This is a genomic window from Amycolatopsis sp. NPDC054798 (assembly GCF_053611505.1).
The window spans coordinates 23455-40637 of record NZ_JBSHAM010000017.1 but is presented as its reverse complement, the minus strand read 5'-3'; the positions used below and the strand labels follow the sequence as shown (position 1 = coordinate 40637).

Sequence of the window (17183 nt, the reverse complement as noted above, 5' to 3'; positions counted from 1 at the left end):
TCCCGCTCCCCCATCCGGCCGGACGCGATCACATGCGCGGATCGGCAACCCGCCGTTGTTCACGATGCTCCGCGTCTTTCCCTGCCTTGCTGCGGAGTTCGAACTTCTGGATCTTGCCCGCTGACATGTTCGGCAGTTCGCCGAAGGCCGCGGTCTTTGGGCCTTTGAACCACGCCGACCGGCTCTTCACGTGCTCGATGACCCGCCGTCCGAGGCGTAGCCGCGCAGTCGCCAGCGGGACGGCGCAGGCCGATGTCGTGATGCGCCAAGCGGTCGAGCACGAGCAGTGGGAACCACAGAACTGGAGCACGGTCGTTGACTCGCCAGCCTGCTCAATGCGGGCCAGAAGCCGGACGCGAACATCGCGTCGCACTCGCATAACAACAAACCCGCCTGATGCCGGCGAAAACCTGCCCGGCAGCTTGATCGTGACCGGTTTCCGCCTTCCGGCCGACAAAATCATCGGTCGGCACCAGGCAACGGGACACCTCCATCGGGAACGCCGAGCACCACGACAACCTCAGCAGGCTCTGCAGCGTCGTCTCCATAGACCGATATCGCGTTGAAGTCGCGTTCCACGGGAAATTCCAGACGAAGCTGACCATTCGGGTCATAGATCAATATCGACGCTCGAGCCAACTCGATCACGCCACGATGCAGCAGTTCACGGCCCTCCGGAAGGAAAGGATGTTCGGCACAAGCGACAGCTACCGCACCGCTAGCCGACTGGCGGACGGCCACATGCAATGAGTCCCTGCCAGCGTGCACACTTTCACGCGCGGGATCCCAATCCGAGTGGTCGTCGACACTGTCCGGGGAAGAAACCACCAGCAGACCGAACGAAAACCGAGCTACTCCACCTCCGCAGAAGAGATCCCCATAGCTGTCGAAATCCGAAAAGCTAGTCAATTTCAGTACCACTCCCGGCCCAGTTCGTTGACGAAGCCGCCCCGTCGGAGGGAGCAGGCTCGACAATGAGGATAGAGCACTCAGGGGCAATTCGGGGCGAGCCTGTACGACGGGTTGTGATCGCCGGTCCAGCGGCCGTCCCGATACCCTGTGGCAGCACCTTGTCACCGCGTTGCACCGAAACTCCTTCTATTCGACATCAGACTGCCGACTCGCTCGCTGTTTCCAGGCTTCAAAAAGGGCGAGCGCCAGCCAGTGACCGTAGCTCCGAGCCATCTCCTCTGCCGTCACCTGTTCAAAATCAGTGGTCCGACGAAGCGGGTCGGCTCCACGAGCGAGCAGGTAAGCCGTGAGATCGACATGCAACGGATTACCTGTCTGCACATGACCATCGCCTTCGACATCAATGGCATGATGCAAGAGCGTCATGCCATTGCACTCTTCGTCGACATCGACACCTTGATCCAGAAGGTCCCGAAGAGCGGAGAGATCACTCATCTCGACCGCAATATGCGCAGGCGTCATATACTCGACCACAACAACACCCCATCTGCCGCTCGTGACATCTGCTTTAATTCCGGAAATTCTTCACCGAACTGCGGCAACCCAGGATGCAGACTGACCGCACTCCCGGATTTTAGCAGAGGGAACCCCTAGCCGATCGGCGACACAGGTCCGGCTTTTTAAGCCCGGCATCCGGTTCCCAATCGTTTTCCCGGCTGGGAATGCCAATTCATCTGCACCCGGTGCGGGAACCAGCGTGCCCGAAGATGCTGGCTCCGAGCGACCGGTTCCGCGGAACGTCCTGGTCAAGAACGCACGCAACGTTGCTTGTCGACGTCCCAGCTCCCACCGCTGCCCAAGCAATCGGTGAACTCGCGCTGACCTTCCACCCACGCCTTATGCCCCGCGCAGACCTCGTACTTCAGCTCGTCACCGTCCCGGCATTGGTACCCGTACTGGGGAGGTTTTCGCGTCGGGGTCTTTCGCGTCGGGACAGTCTTGGTAGTCGCGGGGATTCGCACAGCCGGTGCCTTCGCCGAGGTGCTAGGCGGTGTCGTTGTTGTCGCCAGTGGGCTGGACGGTCCAGGAGGGGACGTGGAGCTGGTTGCGGCAGGCGAATTCGCCGGTGTCGGCGAAGAGGGCGCCGACGGCGTGCCGCCGCAGCCGGTCACCGCCAAGCCCGCAGCAAGCAGGATTCCGCATAACCGCGACCTTGTCATGGTGCGACCTCGAACAACTCGACAACAGAACTGACCGGTGAGTCGTCCACGGCACGAGCAGTGCAACAGCACCGAGTGCTACGTCACCCGACCGCAATCAAGACGACAGCGTTACGGAACCGACTATCGCCGCCTCACGGTTCGACAGGTTCGGGACGATGAAGTTTCTCGGTGAGCCCTTCGGCCGGCTTGGCGAGGTACGGGTCGCGTTCAATCCACCGCTTTCCCTCCGCGGCAATGCCCTCCAGGATGTGCAGCGTGTGCGTGAAGCCGGTGACTTCGAGGTTCATTTTCGCGATCGCGTCGAGGTTCTCGCCGGGATCGATCTTGTCGCCGGTGGCGTCGGTGACGTGGATGCCTCGGGGTTCTCCGTTCATGAGAGTCAGTTCGAGGTCGCAGCTGAGATCGGTTGGTGTCGCGACGTAGACCGAGGAGACCGCGTCGAAGCGGAAGTTGTTGCGTTCGATGTCGGTGAGGGTCATGTGCTCGAAGTCGATCGAGGTGCCCAGCTCGCGTACTCCGTCGAGGGTGATGAGAAAGAGCCGGGCGTCGTACTGCGAGTAACGCAGCGGGCCGCCGCGGACCCGCGCGTACTTGCTGCCCTTGCGTGGTGTTTGGAGGAGCGCGTGAGCGAGCACGTCGCGCCAGGCGAGGCGGTAGTGGCGCAGCGCCCGCTCGACGACGACCGTCCGGTCGGCGGCCAGCCACGTCTCCATTTCGGTCTCCGATGGCCGGATCGCGTTCAGTTTGCCCGTCCAACGCTCGTATTCGCGTCGACGCGCTTCCTCGGCCCGCACAAACTCTCGCTTGTCTTCCTTTGCCCGCAAGCGTTCGCCGAGGATGTCCGACCAGCATCGGAGCGCGTATAACGCTCCGAGAAGCATGACCGCGGCCGCGGCTGCGGTCATGAGGCTTTCGGCTTCGAACGCCGCCGTTACCACCCACGATGCGAACACTAGGAAGGCCATTGTGGTCAGTACACAGAGGAGCTTCGTCGAGGCGGCGACCCGATACTTCGCGCGGTACGCGAACAGTTCGCCGCTGCTCCACTTGTCGCGCGTGTCTCGCGCGAGGAAACGGACCAGCCATTTGACCCGCCCGGACGAGATCCGGCTTTCGCGGTACAGTTCGACGATTTCGTTGCGCAGTGATGCTCGGACACCTGCGGATGCGCTCGTCCACTGGGCGGGGTCCATGCCGGCTGGCGGATAACGGTTGAAGTAGTAATCGAATTGCCGTGTCACGCTGGCTGCGAAGCCTTTGTCGGTCGCTTCGGCATTCCCGACCCGGCCCGAGTACCGCAGCTCTCGGTCGACGAGGCACCTGGTGAGGACGCGCCACCGGACCCCTGTCCGAGTCGCGTAAACCGCTGCGAGGGCAGCGAGCAGGCAAGCCACCATCGGCAGCGGTTTCGCAGTGAGGATGGCTTCCTTGACAAGGTATCCGGCGGCAAGCGCCGCCACCACCGAAGCCAGGCCGGCCCGGACTCGGTCTCCCGCGGCAGTCGTATCGGGCAGCGGCTGGCGGGTCCGCGGGCCGCTCGGATACGGCTCGAAGTAAGCCCACACACGCTGATGCCGATCGTGGCTTGTGCGGGTTTCGTGCGCGTGCCGGCGGATGTCCGCCCAGAACCGGTCCTTCAGCCCGCCGGTCAGCACCAGGTCGAGATGGTGGACGATCTGCTCTCGTTGCGCTGTCGGCAACTCGGCCAGCTGGGCGAGCGCGCGCTCGGGATCCTTGTCGGTGCCGCCGAGGTAGTCGAGCAGATCGTGCACCGCCGAGAGCGCGCGGCCCCACGCGTCGGGTCGCCGGTCGTCGCACCGGTACACCTCGCTGGCCAGCCGCTTCCGCTCGTCCGGGGCGAGATCGCGGTAGGAACGCTTGCTGAGCATCGCGAGCGCCCAGTAAAACCTGACTTCAGCGTTGTCGTGTCCATGGGCTCTGGCCTCGTCGATGAGTTCGCGAGCGCGGGTCGGCACGCCGTCCCGCAGGTACGCGAGACCGACCTCGTACTTCTTCTCGGGCGGAGAGCCGGGCAGGACTTGGTAGACCGTCGAGTTGTGGATTTCCCCCGCCTGCATACCGACGGTCGAGCCGGATTCCGCTGTATTCGACGTATGCTCCGGCGGTATCACAGGAGCCCCTTCGCCGCCGCCACGAGCGCGGCGAGCTTCGCCGCGAAACCGGCCAGGTCCGCGACCAATCCGCCGAGCCGCTTGAGTGCCAGGACGAAAGTCTTTCGCCCCTCCGGCGTGTCGGATGCCAGTGCCTTGTCCGCGACATCGAGTTCGCTGCGGGCGGCGTCATAGGTGTCGTCGTCGAGCCTTCCGAGCGAATGTTCCCGTTCCAGATCGCGACGCAGCCTCGACAGTTCGGCGGCGAAGTCCTGGGGCTCTCCGGGACGGGAGGAGATGTTCTGCACAACAGTGCTGTCGGAGATGGTCCCGGCTTGCATCCCGATCGTGCCGGCCCCTCTGATGTGGACGGTGTTGCGATCTGAGGCGCTCGCGTTGCGCATGACGGTTTGTCCCCCTTCTTTGAGCAGCTCGATGGCGAGGTGGGTCGCGAAGGCCGCGGCGTTCGCGGCGGCGCGCGGCTGCCAGTCCCGGTCCGCGGCGGTGTTCTTCGTTCCGTCAGCCTTGTCGCTGATGCCGCGCACGATCGCGACGTGGGTGCCGTTGAGATGTCCGGCCTGTGCGACGCCCGCGGCCTCCATCTCGATCGCCAACGCGTCGTTGAAATGGTCGCGGATCCACCGTGCCTCGGCGGAAATGGTCGAGTTCTGCACGATTTCGCCGGCGGCGATGAGTCCGAAGTGGACGTTCGTCTCCGCGCGAACATTCTCCTTCCATTTTCCGCTTCGTGCGACATGTTGCGCGATCTGCGCCACCTCGTGCGCGGTTTCCCACGCCCGCGGGCGTGCTTTGAGCCCGTCGTCCTCGCTCGTACCGCCGTGATAGGCGTAGACATGAGTCGCGAAGACCACGTCGCCGAGCGGCGTGTCCCACAACGCTCCGGCGACGCCGACGAACATCAGCGCAGCTGGGGAGAAAAGAGAGATGGCACGTTCGGCCAGTATCCCGGCCGAGTGATTTCCCTTGCCAGTGAGTCCCAGCGCGACGCGACACGACGTGCCGCGGATTGTGCCGATCTCGAAGCGGGTCCCCCGTTCACGCTTAACTGGCTGCACGTCGTCGAGCAGGCTGCTGACCGCTTGATATTCGTCGTTGAAGGCGGTCAGCATCACCACCACCGGCTGGTCTGTCATGAGTTCCCCTCTCGTGTTTCCGCGGCAGGTCGTACCAGCGGAGGATTTATCGTGGTGCTGTCGCCTGCCTTGAACAGCCGGGCCGGACGGCCCCTGCCCGCGCGGCGTTCGGCACCGGCAGGCGCGAGGAAACCCGCCGCGGCCTGGACTTTCCGGTAGAAGTTCCGCGGATCCAGCCGGAGCCCCCACACCGCCTCGTAAACCTGCTGCAGCTCGTTGATAGTGAAGGTTTCCCGGCAGAACGCCGTAGCGAGCGCGGACCGTTCGAGTTTCGAACGAGCCCGCTCCAGCCCGTCGCCGAAGATCTTGCGATGGTCGAACGCCAGCCGGACGCGCCCGCCCAGGATGTCCGGCACCGGCGTCCAGGTCGCGCGAGCGGCGTCGGTGCCGGCCTGCGGCTCGGGCAGGCCGGGAGCGATGGCCAGGTACGCCACTGAGAGCACCCGGCCTCGCGGATCCCGGTCCGGCTCGCCGTAAGCCCCCAGCTGCTCCAGGTGCAGACGGGACGCGTCGAGGTCCGCTTCTTCCTTCAGCTCGCGATGGGCGGCGGCGAGCACGTCTTCCCTGTCGTCGGCCAAGAAACCGCCGGGCAGCGCCCAGGAGCCCTGGAACGGCTCGATGCCGCGTTCGACGAGCAGCACGTGGAGCACCGAGTCGCGCAACGTGAAGATCACGAGGTCAACAGCCACCAGTACGGGCGGTGGAGTCCAGTCGTCGTCCGGCATGTCCGCGACTCTATTTACTGTCTATCTGACAGTAAATAGAGCGTTCAGGTGACTTGCGATCGCGGCGCGCGACCATTGGCGCGCCAGTGGCGTCCGGCCTCCGAGCCGAGCGGCGAGACAATCGACGTCGTCACGGCGTACGGCAAGAGGTTGAAGGTGCATCTCGATGGATGAGCAGACGCAGGAACTGCGCGAGATCGAACAAGTCGTGGCCCCGACGATCGAGGATGGACTCGACGACTGGGTCCCGGTCGATTCGCTGATCTGGAACGCCTCCCAGGTCGTCCCCAAAGACAGCGACCGCTTCGCTGGCTTCTTCGCCTCCGTGCTCGGCTACCTGCTCCGGGAAGGGCTGATGGCCGCCGGAGAGATCGGCGGCACAGGATTCGAGCCGTGGACCACCTCGTCCGTCGAGGACACCGTCGAACGCGTTGTCCGCGACTGCCAGGCGGTCGACTGGTTTGCCGGACTGGGTTTGTGCTGGCTGTCGAACACCCCGGAAGGAGACCGCCGGGCCCAGTGAACTGGTTCATCGCCGCACGAGACGCCAAAAGGCCCCTTGAGGGGATCCAGCTCCCTCAAGGGGCCCTTCACAGCCGAGGTCCGGGCGGACTCGCGCTCCCGCGTCAGTCGGTGGCGAGAGCCCGGGTGGCCGGGCCGATTCCCGCCCAGCCGGACTGGGCGGTCCAGCGGTAGATGCCGCCGCCGTTGACGCCGTAGACGGCGTCGGCGTTGGCCGCGAACGAGTCGCCCGAGCCGCCGATCCGGGTCCAGCCGCTGCTGGTCAGCAGGTTGACGTCCTTGGTGGCCGGTTCGATGCCGAGCAGCGTGTGCGCACCGGCGTACAGCGCGCTCTGCGCCTTGCCGGCGCTGGACCAGGTGCTGCCGGTGCCGGTCCAGTGGTACACACCGCCGCCGTTGGCGCCGTAGATGCCGTCGTCGTTGATCGCGAAGCCGGTGCCGGCGGTGCCGATCTTGGCCCAGGTGCCGGGCGCGGTCATCAGGTACAGGTCGCCGGAGCCGGGAACGGTGCGGGCGAGCAGATGGCCGGCGGCGTAGAACGCGGTACCGGCGGGGCCGACCGTTTCCCAGCCGGCGCCGGTGCCGGTCCAGCGCAGGACACCGCCGCCGTTGTAGCCGTAGACGCCGTCGGCGTTGACCACGAAACCGTCGCCAGGGCCGCCGATTTTCGCCCACTGGCCGGGAGTGCCGGTGTAGCGGTAGACGTCGTGGGTGTCGGCGCGAGTCGCGACCAGCGCGCTTTCGCCGGCGTAGATCCGGTCGAAACCGGTGCCGAGCGTCGTCCAGGTGCTGCCGGTGCCGGAGTAGGCCGAAACCGCTCCGTTGGCGTCGACCCGGTACAGGCCGTGGTGGCCCGCGACGGTGTGCGCCGCGGTCCAGTCGCCGAGGTCGTCCACGCGGGCGGCGGACACCGCGGGATTGGCCGAGGTCTCGCCGAGGCAGTTGTGCTGATACGAACCGGTGACGACGCCGGCGATCCGGCCGTCGGCGGTGAACACCGGTGCGCCGGCGTCGCCGCGGCACACCCCGCTCGTGCCGGTCGCTTCGAGGGCCAGTCCGTGCTCCGGCGCGCCGGCCGCGATGGTGAGCGGAGCCGACTGCGGAGCGTCCGGGATCCATTCGGTCGCCGTGCGGCCGAAACCGGCCACTGTCACCTGTCCGCTCGACGGCGGCGGGGTGGCGGCGAGAGTCCCCACGCTGGCCCCGAGAACCGGCGCGACCAGCCGCAGCAGCACGACGTCGCGGTCGGTCCGCGTCGCCACCCGGTCCACGGCGATCTGCCGGGCCGGCTTCCCGGTCTCAGTCACCGAGGCGGCTACCGAGACAGCGGGCGGCGCACCGTCGACCAGGCCGTCGGCGGCGTGCGCCCCGGACTTGCCGGTCAGGCACGACGCGGTCGTCAGAATCCATTGCGAGGAAACCAGCGTTCCCGTGCAGGCGTGGCCGCCGCTGGCCGCGTCGCCGCCGACCGCGAGCCGGACCAGCGCGGACGCCGCCGCACCGGTGACCGGCGCGCCCCCGGCCACCGCGCTCGCCGGCGCCGCGGCGGTCAGCAGCCCCGCGGCGGTCACCCCCGCGACGCAGCCGGCCCAGCGCGCAGCTTTCCGGTTGAATCCCATCAAGAAAACCCTTTCGTTCAGCACATCGCCGCCGTCCCTGGCGAATTGTTCCGGGACGGCGGGCTCGGCTAGTTCGACGACGAATTCAGCGGGCGCGGTCCGGGATAGGCCGGTGGCGGAAACAATGGCTCGGCCGCTTCGTTCCGTAGGCCGAATGGACCAGCGACCGCATTTGTCCGGATTGACGTCCACCGTGGAATAGCGCCTTGGCCCACGGCGATCCCGGTCACCGGGACAGCGAACGCCGACGGCAGCTCACCGCATTACCGACGACAGAACAGCGAGACTTCGCTGCGCCCGTTGACCTCGGCCGAAGCGCCGCGGCGAATCCGCCGCAGCGCGCGAACTCGCTCGTCCTTGTACCGCACATCCCCTCCCCCGTTGCCGACACGTCCGTTTTACGGGCGCACCGCAGGTACCATCGTGCGCACACCGTGCAACCATTACCGCAATATGCAGTGATGTACACCACATTCCACCGGCTCTGTTTATCCGGTTAGGGTGTGAAGTTGCGCCGTCGCCCGCGATGACAAGAATTGTCCGGCATTACCCCGGGAATTTCCCGGGTTTTACATTTCCGCACGGGAATTGCGCATCCGGCGTCAGGCCGCTCAGCGGCTCCCCGGCCCCGCGAACACCACCAGGCCGTCCGCGAGCACAAGAGTCCCGTCCGAGGCCCGCACGTCGAACACGACCGAGCCGTCATCCGTCCGGCCCGCGTGCACCGCCAGCGTCATCCCCGGGAAAACCGGGCTGGTGAAACGACACTCGACCCCGGCGACCTCCGCACCGCCCGGATGCGCGCGGGTCACCGCTGAAACCGCCCGCGCCAACATTTCCGTACCGTGCAGTACAGTATTGGGAAGCCCCGCGGCCCGAGCGACACGGATGTCCGTGTGGATGGGGTTCCAGATCTTCGCGCATTCGCTGTAGACGACCGCATTGGCCGCGCTGGCCTCGAACGTTTCGATCCGGACGAGGTCCGCCGCGCCGCGGCTTTTCCGTACTGGCGCAGCGGCTTCTCCGCCCTCGAGCCGCACTCCGCGATAAAGCGTGCTCACCTGCGTGGTGACGACCGGGATCCCGTCGAGAGTGCTCGTGCGGAACTCCGTGACGATGCGCGCGGCCGTGGCCCGCGCTTCGGCGAGGTGCAACCGGGCTTCGGTGCGCACTCGCTGACCGGGCCGCAGCGGGGCGTGCAGCCGCATCCGGTGCCCGGCGTGCAGGCCCAGCCGCAGGGTTTCCTCCGACAATTCGATTCCCGGGGCCCCGTGCTCGATGAGCGGCCATTCGAAGCACACCGGGAAGACCGGGTGGCCGACGATGCCGCGATCGAGGTCGAAGAACTCGTCCCGGGTGTCGCCGACGGCCGCGGCGAAGGCGCGGAGCCAGCGGTCCTCGATCCGGCATTCGGCCGTCCGGACCAGCCCGGCGGTGCCGGGCGGCAGTACTCGAATCACGTGCTCGGCGACCATCAGCCATCCGTCCTTGCTTGCTAAAAACTGAACAGTCGGTACAGTAACAGAATCTTGCCGGGCCGGACCTCGCCGCCCGGCACTCCGACTTTGAGGGAGCACAGTGCGCGCGATCCGGATTTCCTCGCTCGACGGTCCTGCCGCGGTGGAGCTGGCGGAGGTGCCCGAACCCGAACCCACCGCCGGCGACATCGTCATCGAGGTCAAGGCGGTCGGCGTCAGCTTCGTCGACGCCCTGATGACCCGCGGCCGCTACCAGGTGCGGCCGGAGCTGCCGTTCGTTCCCGGGGTGGAGGTGGCCGGGATCGTCCGGTCGGCCCCCGCGGGCGCGTCGGTGAAGGCGGGCGACCGGTGTGCCGCCTACGTGCCGAACGGCGGGTACGCCGAGGTGGTCGCCGCCAAGCCCGCGGTGACGTTCCCGCTGCCCGACGAGCTGTCGTTCCACCAGGGCGCGGCGTTCGCGATGAACTTCCAGACCGTCCACTTCGCACTGGTCCGCCGCGGCAGGCTCCGGGCGGGCGAGCACGTGCTGGTGCACGGCGCCGCCGGAGGGGTCGGCACGGCGGCGATCCAGGTGGCCAAAGGGCTCGGGGCCACAGTCACCGCGGTGGTCGATTCGGCAGGCACAGTCGCCGTCGCCGAGGGCGCGGGCGCCGATCACGTCGTGGTCGCCGCGGACGGCTGGGCCGACGCGGTGCGGGCGCACGCCCCGGCCGGGATCGACGTCACGGTGGACCCGGTCGGCGGCGAGTATTTCGCGGATTCGCTCCGGCTGCTGCGCCCGGAAGGACGGCATCTGGTGATCGGCTTCGCGGCGGGCGGGATCCCGGAGGTCGCGGTGAACCGGTTGCTGCTCAAGAACATCGAGGTCGTCGGCGTGTACTGGGGCGGCTTCGTCGAGCGGGACGACACGATCGCGGCCGCGTCGGCGGCGGAGCTCACGCGGCTCGCCCGCGAGGGTTTCGTCCGGCCGGTGGTGGGCGGCGTCTACCCGCTGGCCGACGCCGCGAAGGCGCTGCAGGCCATCGAAGACCGCGCCACGTCCGGGAAGGTCGTACTCGACGTCGCTACCATCGGCTAGCCTCGTCCCCCGGCCCGTCGACCAGTGAAGGAAGCGCCCCCATGGCTGTGAAGCCCGGCAGGACAGCACGGCGCTCGAACCGGGCGGGCGTGGAAGCCAGGCAGCGCATCATGGCGTCCGCTGTCCGGCTGTTCGCCGAGAACGGCTACCACGCCACCGGAATCGAGATGATCTCCCACGACACGGGGATCGGCCGCGGGGCGATGTACCACCACATCGGCAGCAAAGAGACGCTGCTGTTCGAAATCTGCCACACGCGGCTGTCCGACCTGCTCACCCAGTCCGGCCGGATCGTGGCGACGGAAACGACTTTCGAGGACCAGTTCCGCGAGCTGATGCGGTCCACGATGCGCAATCTCGCCGAGCACGCGCTGGAGTGGACCGTCGCGTTCCAGGAGTTCAAGGCGCTCACCGGGCAACGGCGCGCGGTCATCCAGGACGCCCGCGACCGGTACGAGGCGATGGTCGCGGGCATCCTGCGCGGCGGGGCCGAAGCGGGCGAGTTCCGGGAGCTGGATCCGCTGGTGGTCAAAGGCATTCTCGGGCAATACAACTATTCGTACGCGTGGATCCGGCCGGACGGCGAACGCACTCCGGAGGAGATCGCCGACCTGTTCACCGACACGCTTCTCAACGGAGTGCTGCGGGCCCCGCGGTGACGAACGCCGAAAGCGGGGACCAGCGCTCACCGGTCCCCGCTTTCGCGTTTCCAGGTCTTACCAGACCGCTTCGAGCAGTTCGCGGATCACCGCTTCGTCGACCGTCCGCGGCGATTCGCGGACCACGATGTCGCCCAGCGCGGCCCGCGCGACTCCGTTCAGCTTCTCGCGCCCGACGCCGAACTCCGACACCCGCCGGGGCACCGCGAGTTCGTCGAGGATCCGCTCCAGCCGGTCCGCCGCGGACAGCTCTTCGGCGTCGCCCTGCACCCGCCGCAACGACTGCGCCATCCGGGCCTGCTCCGCGGACGTCACCGGCTCCAGGAACCGCATAACGTGCGGAAGCATGATGCAGGACGTGACCCCGTGCGGGATCCCGACCGCGCCGAGCTGATGGCCGATGGCGTGGGAGAGGCCGAGCGAAACGTTGTGCACTCCGATGATGGACATCCACGCGGCCTGCAGGCAGTTGAGCGCGGACTCGTAGTCCTGCGGATCGCGGACCGACCGCGGGAGGTGTTCGGCGAGCATCGTCAGCGCGCCGTCGGCCAGCGCCGTCGTGAACGGATGCGCGTTCTTGGCGTAGGCGGTCTCGACCGCGTGGTCCAGCGCCCGGACTCCGGTGGTGGCCCACAGGTCTCGCGGAGTGCCCGCGCAGAACTCCGGGTCGAGGAAGACCACTTGAGGCGTCGCTTCGAGGTAGACCGTCAGGTCCTTGGTGTCGCGGGATTCGTCGACCGAGCCCGCGAAGCCGTCCCATTCGGCGGCCGACAACGTGGTCGGCACCGCGAAGACCGGAACCGGCGTGCCGGTGAGCGGGCGCTGCCGGATCGTGTTCGGGTACTCGAACTCCAGATAGTTGCGCGCGACGTCCTCGGCCGAAACTGAACCCTCGCAGATGCCGATCGCGGCCAGCTTCGCCGCGTCGCACGGCGAACCGCCGCCCACCGCTACGAAGGCGTCGGCGCCGCTTTCCCGCGCCAGCCCGATCAGCTCCACGATCAGTTCGACCGGGTTGTGCGCTTTGACCCGGTCGAAGGTTCCCGCCACCCGGTCGCCCAGGTTCGCCGCCAGCTCCGCGAAGGCGTCGCTGCCGCCGACCGACTTGCCGGTCACGAGGAACACCCTCCGCAGCCCCCGGCGGTCCAGCTCGGCGCCGATCTCGCGCACCGCCCCGGCGCCTTGCACGACAGTCTCGACCCGGGGCATTTCGAACTTCAGGATCTCGGGCAAGGGTCAACCTCCGGGTTCGCACGACGGTGTGGGCAGCCCGACCGGGCAGTGCGCAGGACTGTACCGTCCATTCGGTTTATAGTCCAGGTAAGCTCGGCCGTTGAGCGCGCTTGACGTGGTCAATCCGGATATGTAACTGTACCGGTCAGTCAAGAAGTAATGCCGGGCGGAAGGAGAGCGGCGTGTCTGTGGATCCGAGGGTCCCGCCCCGCGAGGATCTGGTGCTGCGGTACCTGCTCGAACGCCGCGCGGCCGAGGAGCCGGACAAGGTCTTCGCGCTCTTCGACGACGGTCCCGTCTGGACGCGGGCGGACCTGCTGCGCGAGGTGCGGCAGACGGCGGCGGCCCTGGAAGCGCTGGGCGTGCGGCAGTTCGACAACGTCGTGTGCTGGCTGCCGAACGGACCGGACGTCGTGCGGTTCTGGTTCGCGATCAACTATCTCGGCGCGGTGTTCGTCCCGATCAACACGGCCTACCGCGGCGGGCTCCTCTCGCACGTGCTGGCCAACGCCGACGCCGAGATCATCGTGGCGGACGCCGAACTGCTGCCCCGCCTGGCCGACGTCGAGCAGCGCGGCCGCGTCCGCCTCGCGGTGCAGGTCGGCGGCGGCGACCGGCTCGAAGTCGACGGCCTGTCGGTCCGGCGAGCCCAGGAACTCCCGAACCTCGACGGCGAAGCGGCCGAACCGCCCGTCCCGATCGAACCGTGGCACACCCAGGCGATCCTCTACACGTCCGGCACGACCGGCCCGTCCAAAGGCGTTCTGACGTCGTACATGCAGGCGTGGTCGGCTTTCGGCCCGGTGTCGATGCCGATCCTGACGGCCGACGACCGGTTTCTCATCAACATGCCGGCTTTCCACGCGGGCGGTTCGACCCTGCTCTACGCGATGCTGCTCAACGGCGGCTCGGTCGCCGTCGTGGACCGGTTCAGCGGCGAACAGTTCTGGCGGCAGATCCGCCAGACCGGGAGCACCGTCGTTTTCCTGCTCGGAGTGATGGCCAATTTCGTGAACCGGCGTCCGCCGGACCCCGAGGACGCCGGCAATCCGCTGACGAAGGTTTTCGTCGTTCCGCTCCTCGACGACATCGCCGCGTTTTCGCAACGGTTCGGCGTGGACGTCTACACGATCTACAACATGACCGAACTGTCCGCGCCGATTGTTTCCGGGCCGAATCCGGCCCAGAAAGGCACCTGCGGAAAGGCCCGACCCGGGGTCGAAATCCGGCTGCTCGACGAGGCCGACCGGGAGGTTCCGGACGGCGAGGTCGGCGAGATCGCGGTCCGCACCGACGCCCCGTGGGCGTTGTCCCACGGGTACTTCCGGATGCCGGAGGCGACCGCGAAGGCGTGGCGCAACGGCTGGTTCCACACCGGGGACACCGCCCGCAAAGACGCGGAAGGGAACTATTATTTCGCCGACCGGCTCAAGGACGCGATCCGCAGGCGCGGCGAGAACATTTCGTCGATGGAGGTCGAGGCGGAGATCATGGCGCATCCGAGCGTGCGCGAGGCCGCGGTCGTCCCGGTGCCGAGCGAGATTTCCGAGGACGAGGTCATGGCGGTGATCGCGACCGTTCCGGGAACGCGTCTCGACCCCGTCGAGCTGATCCGGTTCCTCGAACCGCGAATGGCTTACTACATGGTCCCCCGGTATCTCCGGTTCGTGCCGGAATTGCCCAAGACGCCGACCGCCAAAGTGCAGAAAGCGCTCTTGCGGGAAGCCGCGGTCACCGCCGACACCTGGGATCGCGAAGCCGCGGGCATCAAGGTCGGACGGTGACTTCCGTCCGGGAAACACTGGCAGGAAAGGCTGATTCGTGAAGGCAGTGGTCTACCGCAGGACCGGCGGCCCGGAAGTGCTCCGGCTCGTCGACCGGGAAGTTCCGGCCGCGGCCCCGGGACACGTCCGGGTCCGCGTCGTCGTCTCCGGGGCGAACCCGACCGATGGGCGCAGCCGGTCGGGCCAATCGTCGGGAATGCGGTTCGAGGAGCAAGTCCCGCACCAGGACGGCGCCGGGGTCGTCGACGCGGTCGGCGAAGGCGTCCGGGATTTCTCGCCGGGCCAACGGGTCTGGCTGTGGGACGTCGCGTTCGAGAAGCCGACCGGCACGGCACAGGAGTTCGTTTCGGTGCCCGCTCGCCATGTGGTGCCACTCCCGGACGGAGTGAGTTTCGACGTCGGAGCCAGCCTTGGCATTCCCGCCTTGACCGCTTTCCGCACCCTGACCACCGCGGCCCGGGGACCGCGCCGTCTCGGCCCCGGGTCGATGGCCGGACGGACCGTGCTGGTCCAAGGCGGAGCCGGAGCCGTCGGGCACGCCGCGATCCAGCTGGCGGCCTGGTCGGACGCGACCGTCGTGACCACAGTCAGCAGCCCGGAAAAAGCAGAACTCGCACGCAAAGCCGGTGCCCGCCACGTGATCGACTACCGCACCGAGGACGTCGTCGCCCGGGTGTCCCAGCTGGCGCCGGACGGGGTCGACCACGTCGTCGAGGTCGACCTGGCCGCCAATCTCGCCGTCGACGTCGCCGTGCTGGCCCACGGCGGCAACATCAACGTCTACAGCTACGGCGGCGACGACCGGCTTCCGATCCCGTCCCGGGAAATGCTGGTCAAAAACGTGCAGCTGGATTTCACCTTCACCTACACGACCAGCCCGGACCTCAAGGACGACGCGCTGTCCGATGTGCACGACGCCGCCGCGGCCGGGGCGCTGGAGGTGGGCGACGCGCACGGGCTGCCGGTCCACCGGTACCGCCTCGACCAGATCGCGGAAGCCCACGCGGCGCTCGAACGAGGCGTCCTGGGAAAGATCCTGGTCGACGTGGCGTCGGCATAACGTGGGGTCGTCAGGCGGCGAGCCGGTCCGCGGCGGTGCGGGGCTCGCGGCCGAGGAGCTCGGCCAGCAGCGGCCCGGTTTCGGCGAAGTAGCCCGCGTGGGCTGCCTGGTACCAGCTGAGCAGGAGCCGGGCCACCTGCTCCGGCATACCGGCCGCGATCTGCTCGGAGACCCATTGTTCGTCGTCCAGGAGGACGCGCTTGATCGTGCGGCCGGTGAGGTCGGACGCGATCTTGGCGAGATCGTCGAAGGTGAGGGCGTTCGAAGCGGTGAGGGTGACGGGACCGTCGAAAACGCGGTCACCGGCGAGGATGACCGCAATGGCCTCGGCGATGTCGGTGCGGTCCGTATACGGGACGGGGCCGTCTTGCGGCTGCGCGATCACGCCGGTCCGCTGCCACGGGCCGAGGACCTGGTCGAGCGGGCCGTAAGCGCCGTTGCGCAGTGCGGTCCAGCTGACTCCGGAGCCGGCGAGGATTTTCTCGGTGGCGACGTGGAACTCCGACGGGCGGTACGGGTTTCCGGGAACGGCGCCGTGCTGGCTCGTGTAGAGGATCCGCCGGGCACCGGCCGCGACCGCGGCTTCGATGCCGTTGCGGTGCAGGCTGACCAGGTCGGCGGCCGGGTCGTTGCCGGACACCAGAATGACCTGCTCGGCACCGGCGAACGAGTCGCGCAGCGCGGCGGGGTCTTCGTAGGAACCCTGCCGCACGCGCACGCCCCGGTCGGCTAGGTGCTGCGCCTTGGCGGTATCGCGGACGCTGACGCCGATCTGGCCAGCGGGTACGCGCTTGAGGAGGTGCTCGACGGTGGCACCGCCCAGCCCTCCGGTCGCGCCGGTGACAACGATCATCTTCCCGGTCTCTTTTCCGCCATAAGTTGACCAGGCTTGTCAACTTCCACTGCCGCCGACTGTAGGTAAGCTGACCAAGGTAGTCAAGTTACGCCTCGGGGCGACAGCGAGAGACGGTGAGACAGTGCCCGCGGAACCCCGGCTTCGCGCCGACGCCAAGCGCAATTCCGAGCAGATCCGCTCCGCCGCGATCGGGGCCTTCCAGGGACGCGGCCTGACGGTCCCGCTGGAGGAAGTCGCCGAGGCGGCCGGGGTGAGCAAGGCGACGATCTTCAACCGGTTCGGCGGGCGGATCGGCCTCATCGAGGCCGTCATCGAGGAGGTCGTCGCGAGCGAACTCTTCGCCGTCATCGACCGCACGCGCGCCATCGACGACATCGGCGAGCGGGTCGCCTACTACCTCACCGCGCTGCGCGATCTTCAGTACCGCCAGCCCGCCGTCAACGACGTCCTGCTGCAGACCTATCCGAACTCACCGCAACTGATGGAGATCTGCCGGGCCGGGAGCGAGGCCAACAACGAACTCGTCGCGGCGGCGCGGGCCGCCGGGGCGCTGCGGCCGGAATTCACGGCGGGCGACCTCCACGCGCTCGTCCACGACAACGCCCTCGCCCTCAAACACGGCGAACGGCCGCCCCGGGACGACTACGACCGCCGCACCAAGTACCTCCTGGACGGAATTCGCGGAAGCACTTCCGGCGGAGGATAAAACGGAACAGTCCTCACCGCGGCGAGATGCGGGAACGCAGGCTGCCGCGGTGAAGCCCCTTCG

17 protein-coding genes are annotated in these 17183 nt (G+C 67.6%); 6 read left to right on the top strand and 11 right to left on the bottom strand.

Going from position 1 to position 17183, the window contains the following annotated elements; genetic code table 11:
* Positions 1 to 28: 28 nt before the first annotated feature.
* From ACWGIC_RS13450 to ACWGIC_RS13420, 7 genes are all read right to left on the bottom strand, one after another.
* Positions 29 to 463, bottom strand: coding sequence for a hypothetical protein (locus tag ACWGIC_RS13450; protein WP_452076186.1), 435 nt, complete (start codon positions 461 to 463; stop codon positions 29 to 31).
* The gene (locus tag ACWGIC_RS13445; protein WP_452076185.1) at positions 460 to 921 is read right to left on the bottom strand and encodes a hypothetical protein; all 462 of its coding nucleotides are present in this window, start codon (positions 919 to 921) and stop codon (positions 460 to 462) included. Before ACWGIC_RS13445 ends, ACWGIC_RS13450 begins: the two co-directional genes overlap by 4 nt.
* A gap of 177 nt (positions 922 to 1098) precedes the next feature.
* A complete protein-coding gene (locus ACWGIC_RS13440; protein ID WP_452076184.1) occupies positions 1099 to 1446 on the bottom strand; it encodes an ankyrin repeat domain-containing protein in 348 nt (115 codons plus the stop codon).
* 510 nt (positions 1447 to 1956) lie between these two features.
* Positions 1957 to 2115 carry a hypothetical protein gene (locus ACWGIC_RS13435; RefSeq protein WP_452076183.1) on the bottom strand — a complete coding sequence of 53 codons (159 nt, stop codon included), beginning with the start codon at positions 2113 to 2115 and terminating at the stop codon, positions 1957 to 1959.
* A gap of 151 nt (positions 2116 to 2266) precedes the next feature.
* Positions 2267 to 4267 carry a hypothetical protein gene (locus tag ACWGIC_RS13430; RefSeq protein WP_452076182.1) on the bottom strand — a complete coding sequence of 667 codons (2001 nt, stop codon included), beginning with the start codon at positions 4265 to 4267 and terminating at the stop codon, positions 2267 to 2269.
* Positions 4264 to 5400 carry a 5'-methylthioadenosine/S-adenosylhomocysteine nucleosidase family protein gene (locus tag ACWGIC_RS13425; protein WP_452076181.1) on the bottom strand — a complete coding sequence of 379 codons (1137 nt, stop codon included), beginning with the start codon at positions 5398 to 5400 and terminating at the stop codon, positions 4264 to 4266. The genes ACWGIC_RS13430 and ACWGIC_RS13425 overlap by 4 nt, the downstream gene beginning before the upstream one ends.
* The gene (locus ACWGIC_RS13420; RefSeq protein ID WP_452076180.1) at positions 5397 to 6125 is read right to left on the bottom strand and encodes an NUDIX hydrolase; all 729 of its coding nucleotides are present in this window, start codon (positions 6123 to 6125) and stop codon (positions 5397 to 5399) included. Before ACWGIC_RS13420 ends, ACWGIC_RS13425 begins: the two co-directional genes overlap by 4 nt.
* Positions 6126 to 6291: 166 nt before the next feature.
* On the opposite strand from ACWGIC_RS13420, the gene ACWGIC_RS13415 reads away from it, so the two are divergent.
* On the top strand, positions 6292 to 6648 hold the full coding sequence (locus tag ACWGIC_RS13415; RefSeq protein WP_452076179.1) for a hypothetical protein: 357 nt from the start codon (positions 6292 to 6294) through the stop codon (positions 6646 to 6648).
* A 103-nt stretch (positions 6649 to 6751) separates the two neighbouring features.
* Here the strand turns inward: ACWGIC_RS13415 and ACWGIC_RS13410 are convergent, their stop codons facing one another.
* Together ACWGIC_RS13410 and ACWGIC_RS13405 are read right to left on the bottom strand one after the other, a co-directional pair.
* Positions 6752 to 8266, bottom strand: a complete 1515-nt coding sequence (locus ACWGIC_RS13410) for a S1 family peptidase (RefSeq protein ID WP_452076178.1) — start codon at positions 8264 to 8266, stop codon at positions 6752 to 6754.
* Between the two features lie 611 nt (positions 8267 to 8877).
* The gene (locus tag ACWGIC_RS13405; protein ID WP_452076177.1) at positions 8878 to 9741 is read right to left on the bottom strand and encodes a MaoC/PaaZ C-terminal domain-containing protein; all 864 of its coding nucleotides are present in this window, start codon (positions 9739 to 9741) and stop codon (positions 8878 to 8880) included.
* A 103-nt stretch (positions 9742 to 9844) separates the two neighbouring features.
* Here ACWGIC_RS13405 and ACWGIC_RS13400 point away from each other — a divergent pair, with 103 nt between their 5' ends.
* Positions 9845 to 10822 (top strand): NADPH:quinone oxidoreductase family protein, encoded by a 978-nt coding sequence (locus ACWGIC_RS13400; RefSeq protein ID WP_452076176.1) that lies wholly within the window; start codon positions 9845 to 9847, stop codon positions 10820 to 10822.
* Between the two features lie 41 nt (positions 10823 to 10863).
* Complete coding sequence (locus ACWGIC_RS13395; protein ID WP_452076175.1) at positions 10864 to 11481, top strand: TetR family transcriptional regulator; 618 nt, start codon at positions 10864 to 10866, stop codon at positions 11479 to 11481.
* Positions 11482 to 11538: 57 nt separating this feature from the next.
* Here ACWGIC_RS13395 and ACWGIC_RS13390 read toward each other — a convergent pair whose 3' ends face one another.
* A complete protein-coding gene (locus ACWGIC_RS13390; RefSeq protein WP_452076174.1) occupies positions 11539 to 12714 on the bottom strand; it encodes an iron-containing alcohol dehydrogenase in 1176 nt (391 codons plus the stop codon).
* Between the two features lie 182 nt (positions 12715 to 12896).
* On the opposite strand from ACWGIC_RS13390, the gene ACWGIC_RS13385 reads away from it, so the two are divergent.
* Entirely contained in the window at positions 12897 to 14498 is a 1602-nt protein-coding gene (locus ACWGIC_RS13385; protein ID WP_452076173.1) for an AMP-binding protein, read from the top strand.
* Positions 14499 to 14535: 37 nt separating this feature from the next.
* Positions 14536 to 15558, top strand: a complete 1023-nt coding sequence (locus ACWGIC_RS13380; RefSeq protein ID WP_452076172.1) for an NADPH:quinone reductase — start codon at positions 14536 to 14538, stop codon at positions 15556 to 15558.
* A 10-nt stretch (positions 15559 to 15568) separates the two neighbouring features.
* Here the strand turns inward: ACWGIC_RS13380 and ACWGIC_RS13375 are convergent, their stop codons facing one another.
* Positions 15569 to 16411, bottom strand: a complete 843-nt coding sequence (locus ACWGIC_RS13375; protein WP_452076171.1) for an NmrA family NAD(P)-binding protein — start codon at positions 16409 to 16411, stop codon at positions 15569 to 15571.
* Positions 16412 to 16535: 124 nt separating this feature from the next.
* Between ACWGIC_RS13375 and ACWGIC_RS13370 the strand changes: the two genes are divergently transcribed.
* A complete protein-coding gene (locus ACWGIC_RS13370; RefSeq protein ID WP_452076170.1) occupies positions 16536 to 17120 on the top strand; it encodes a TetR/AcrR family transcriptional regulator in 585 nt (194 codons plus the stop codon).
* Positions 17121 to 17183 lie beyond the last annotated feature (63 nt).

Coding starts and splice junctions, on each gene's coding strand:
- ACWGIC_RS13375 (WP_452076171.1), bottom strand. CDS start 16,411: ATGATCGTTGTCACCGGCGCGACCGGAGGGCTGGGCGGTGCCACCGTC.
- ACWGIC_RS13425 (WP_452076181.1), bottom strand. CDS start 5,400: ATGACAGACCAGCCGGTGGTGGTGATGCTGACCGCCTTCAACGACGAA.
- ACWGIC_RS13410 (WP_452076178.1), bottom strand. CDS start 8,266: ATGGGATTCAACCGGAAAGCTGCGCGCTGGGCCGGCTGCGTCGCGGGG.
- ACWGIC_RS13420 (WP_452076180.1), bottom strand. CDS start 6,125: ATGCCGGACGACGACTGGACTCCACCGCCCGTACTGGTGGCTGTTGAC.
- ACWGIC_RS13395 (WP_452076175.1), top strand. CDS start 10,864: ATGGCTGTGAAGCCCGGCAGGACAGCACGGCGCTCGAACCGGGCGGGC.
- ACWGIC_RS13435 (WP_452076183.1), bottom strand. CDS start 2,115: ATGCGGAATCCTGCTTGCTGCGGGCTTGGCGGTGACCGGCTGCGGCGG.
- ACWGIC_RS13415 (WP_452076179.1), top strand. CDS start 6,292: ATGGATGAGCAGACGCAGGAACTGCGCGAGATCGAACAAGTCGTGGCC.
- ACWGIC_RS13450 (WP_452076186.1), bottom strand. CDS start 463: ATGATTTTGTCGGCCGGAAGGCGGAAACCGGTCACGATCAAGCTGCCG.
- ACWGIC_RS13405 (WP_452076177.1), bottom strand. CDS start 9,741: ATGGTCGCCGAGCACGTGATTCGAGTACTGCCGCCCGGCACCGCCGGG.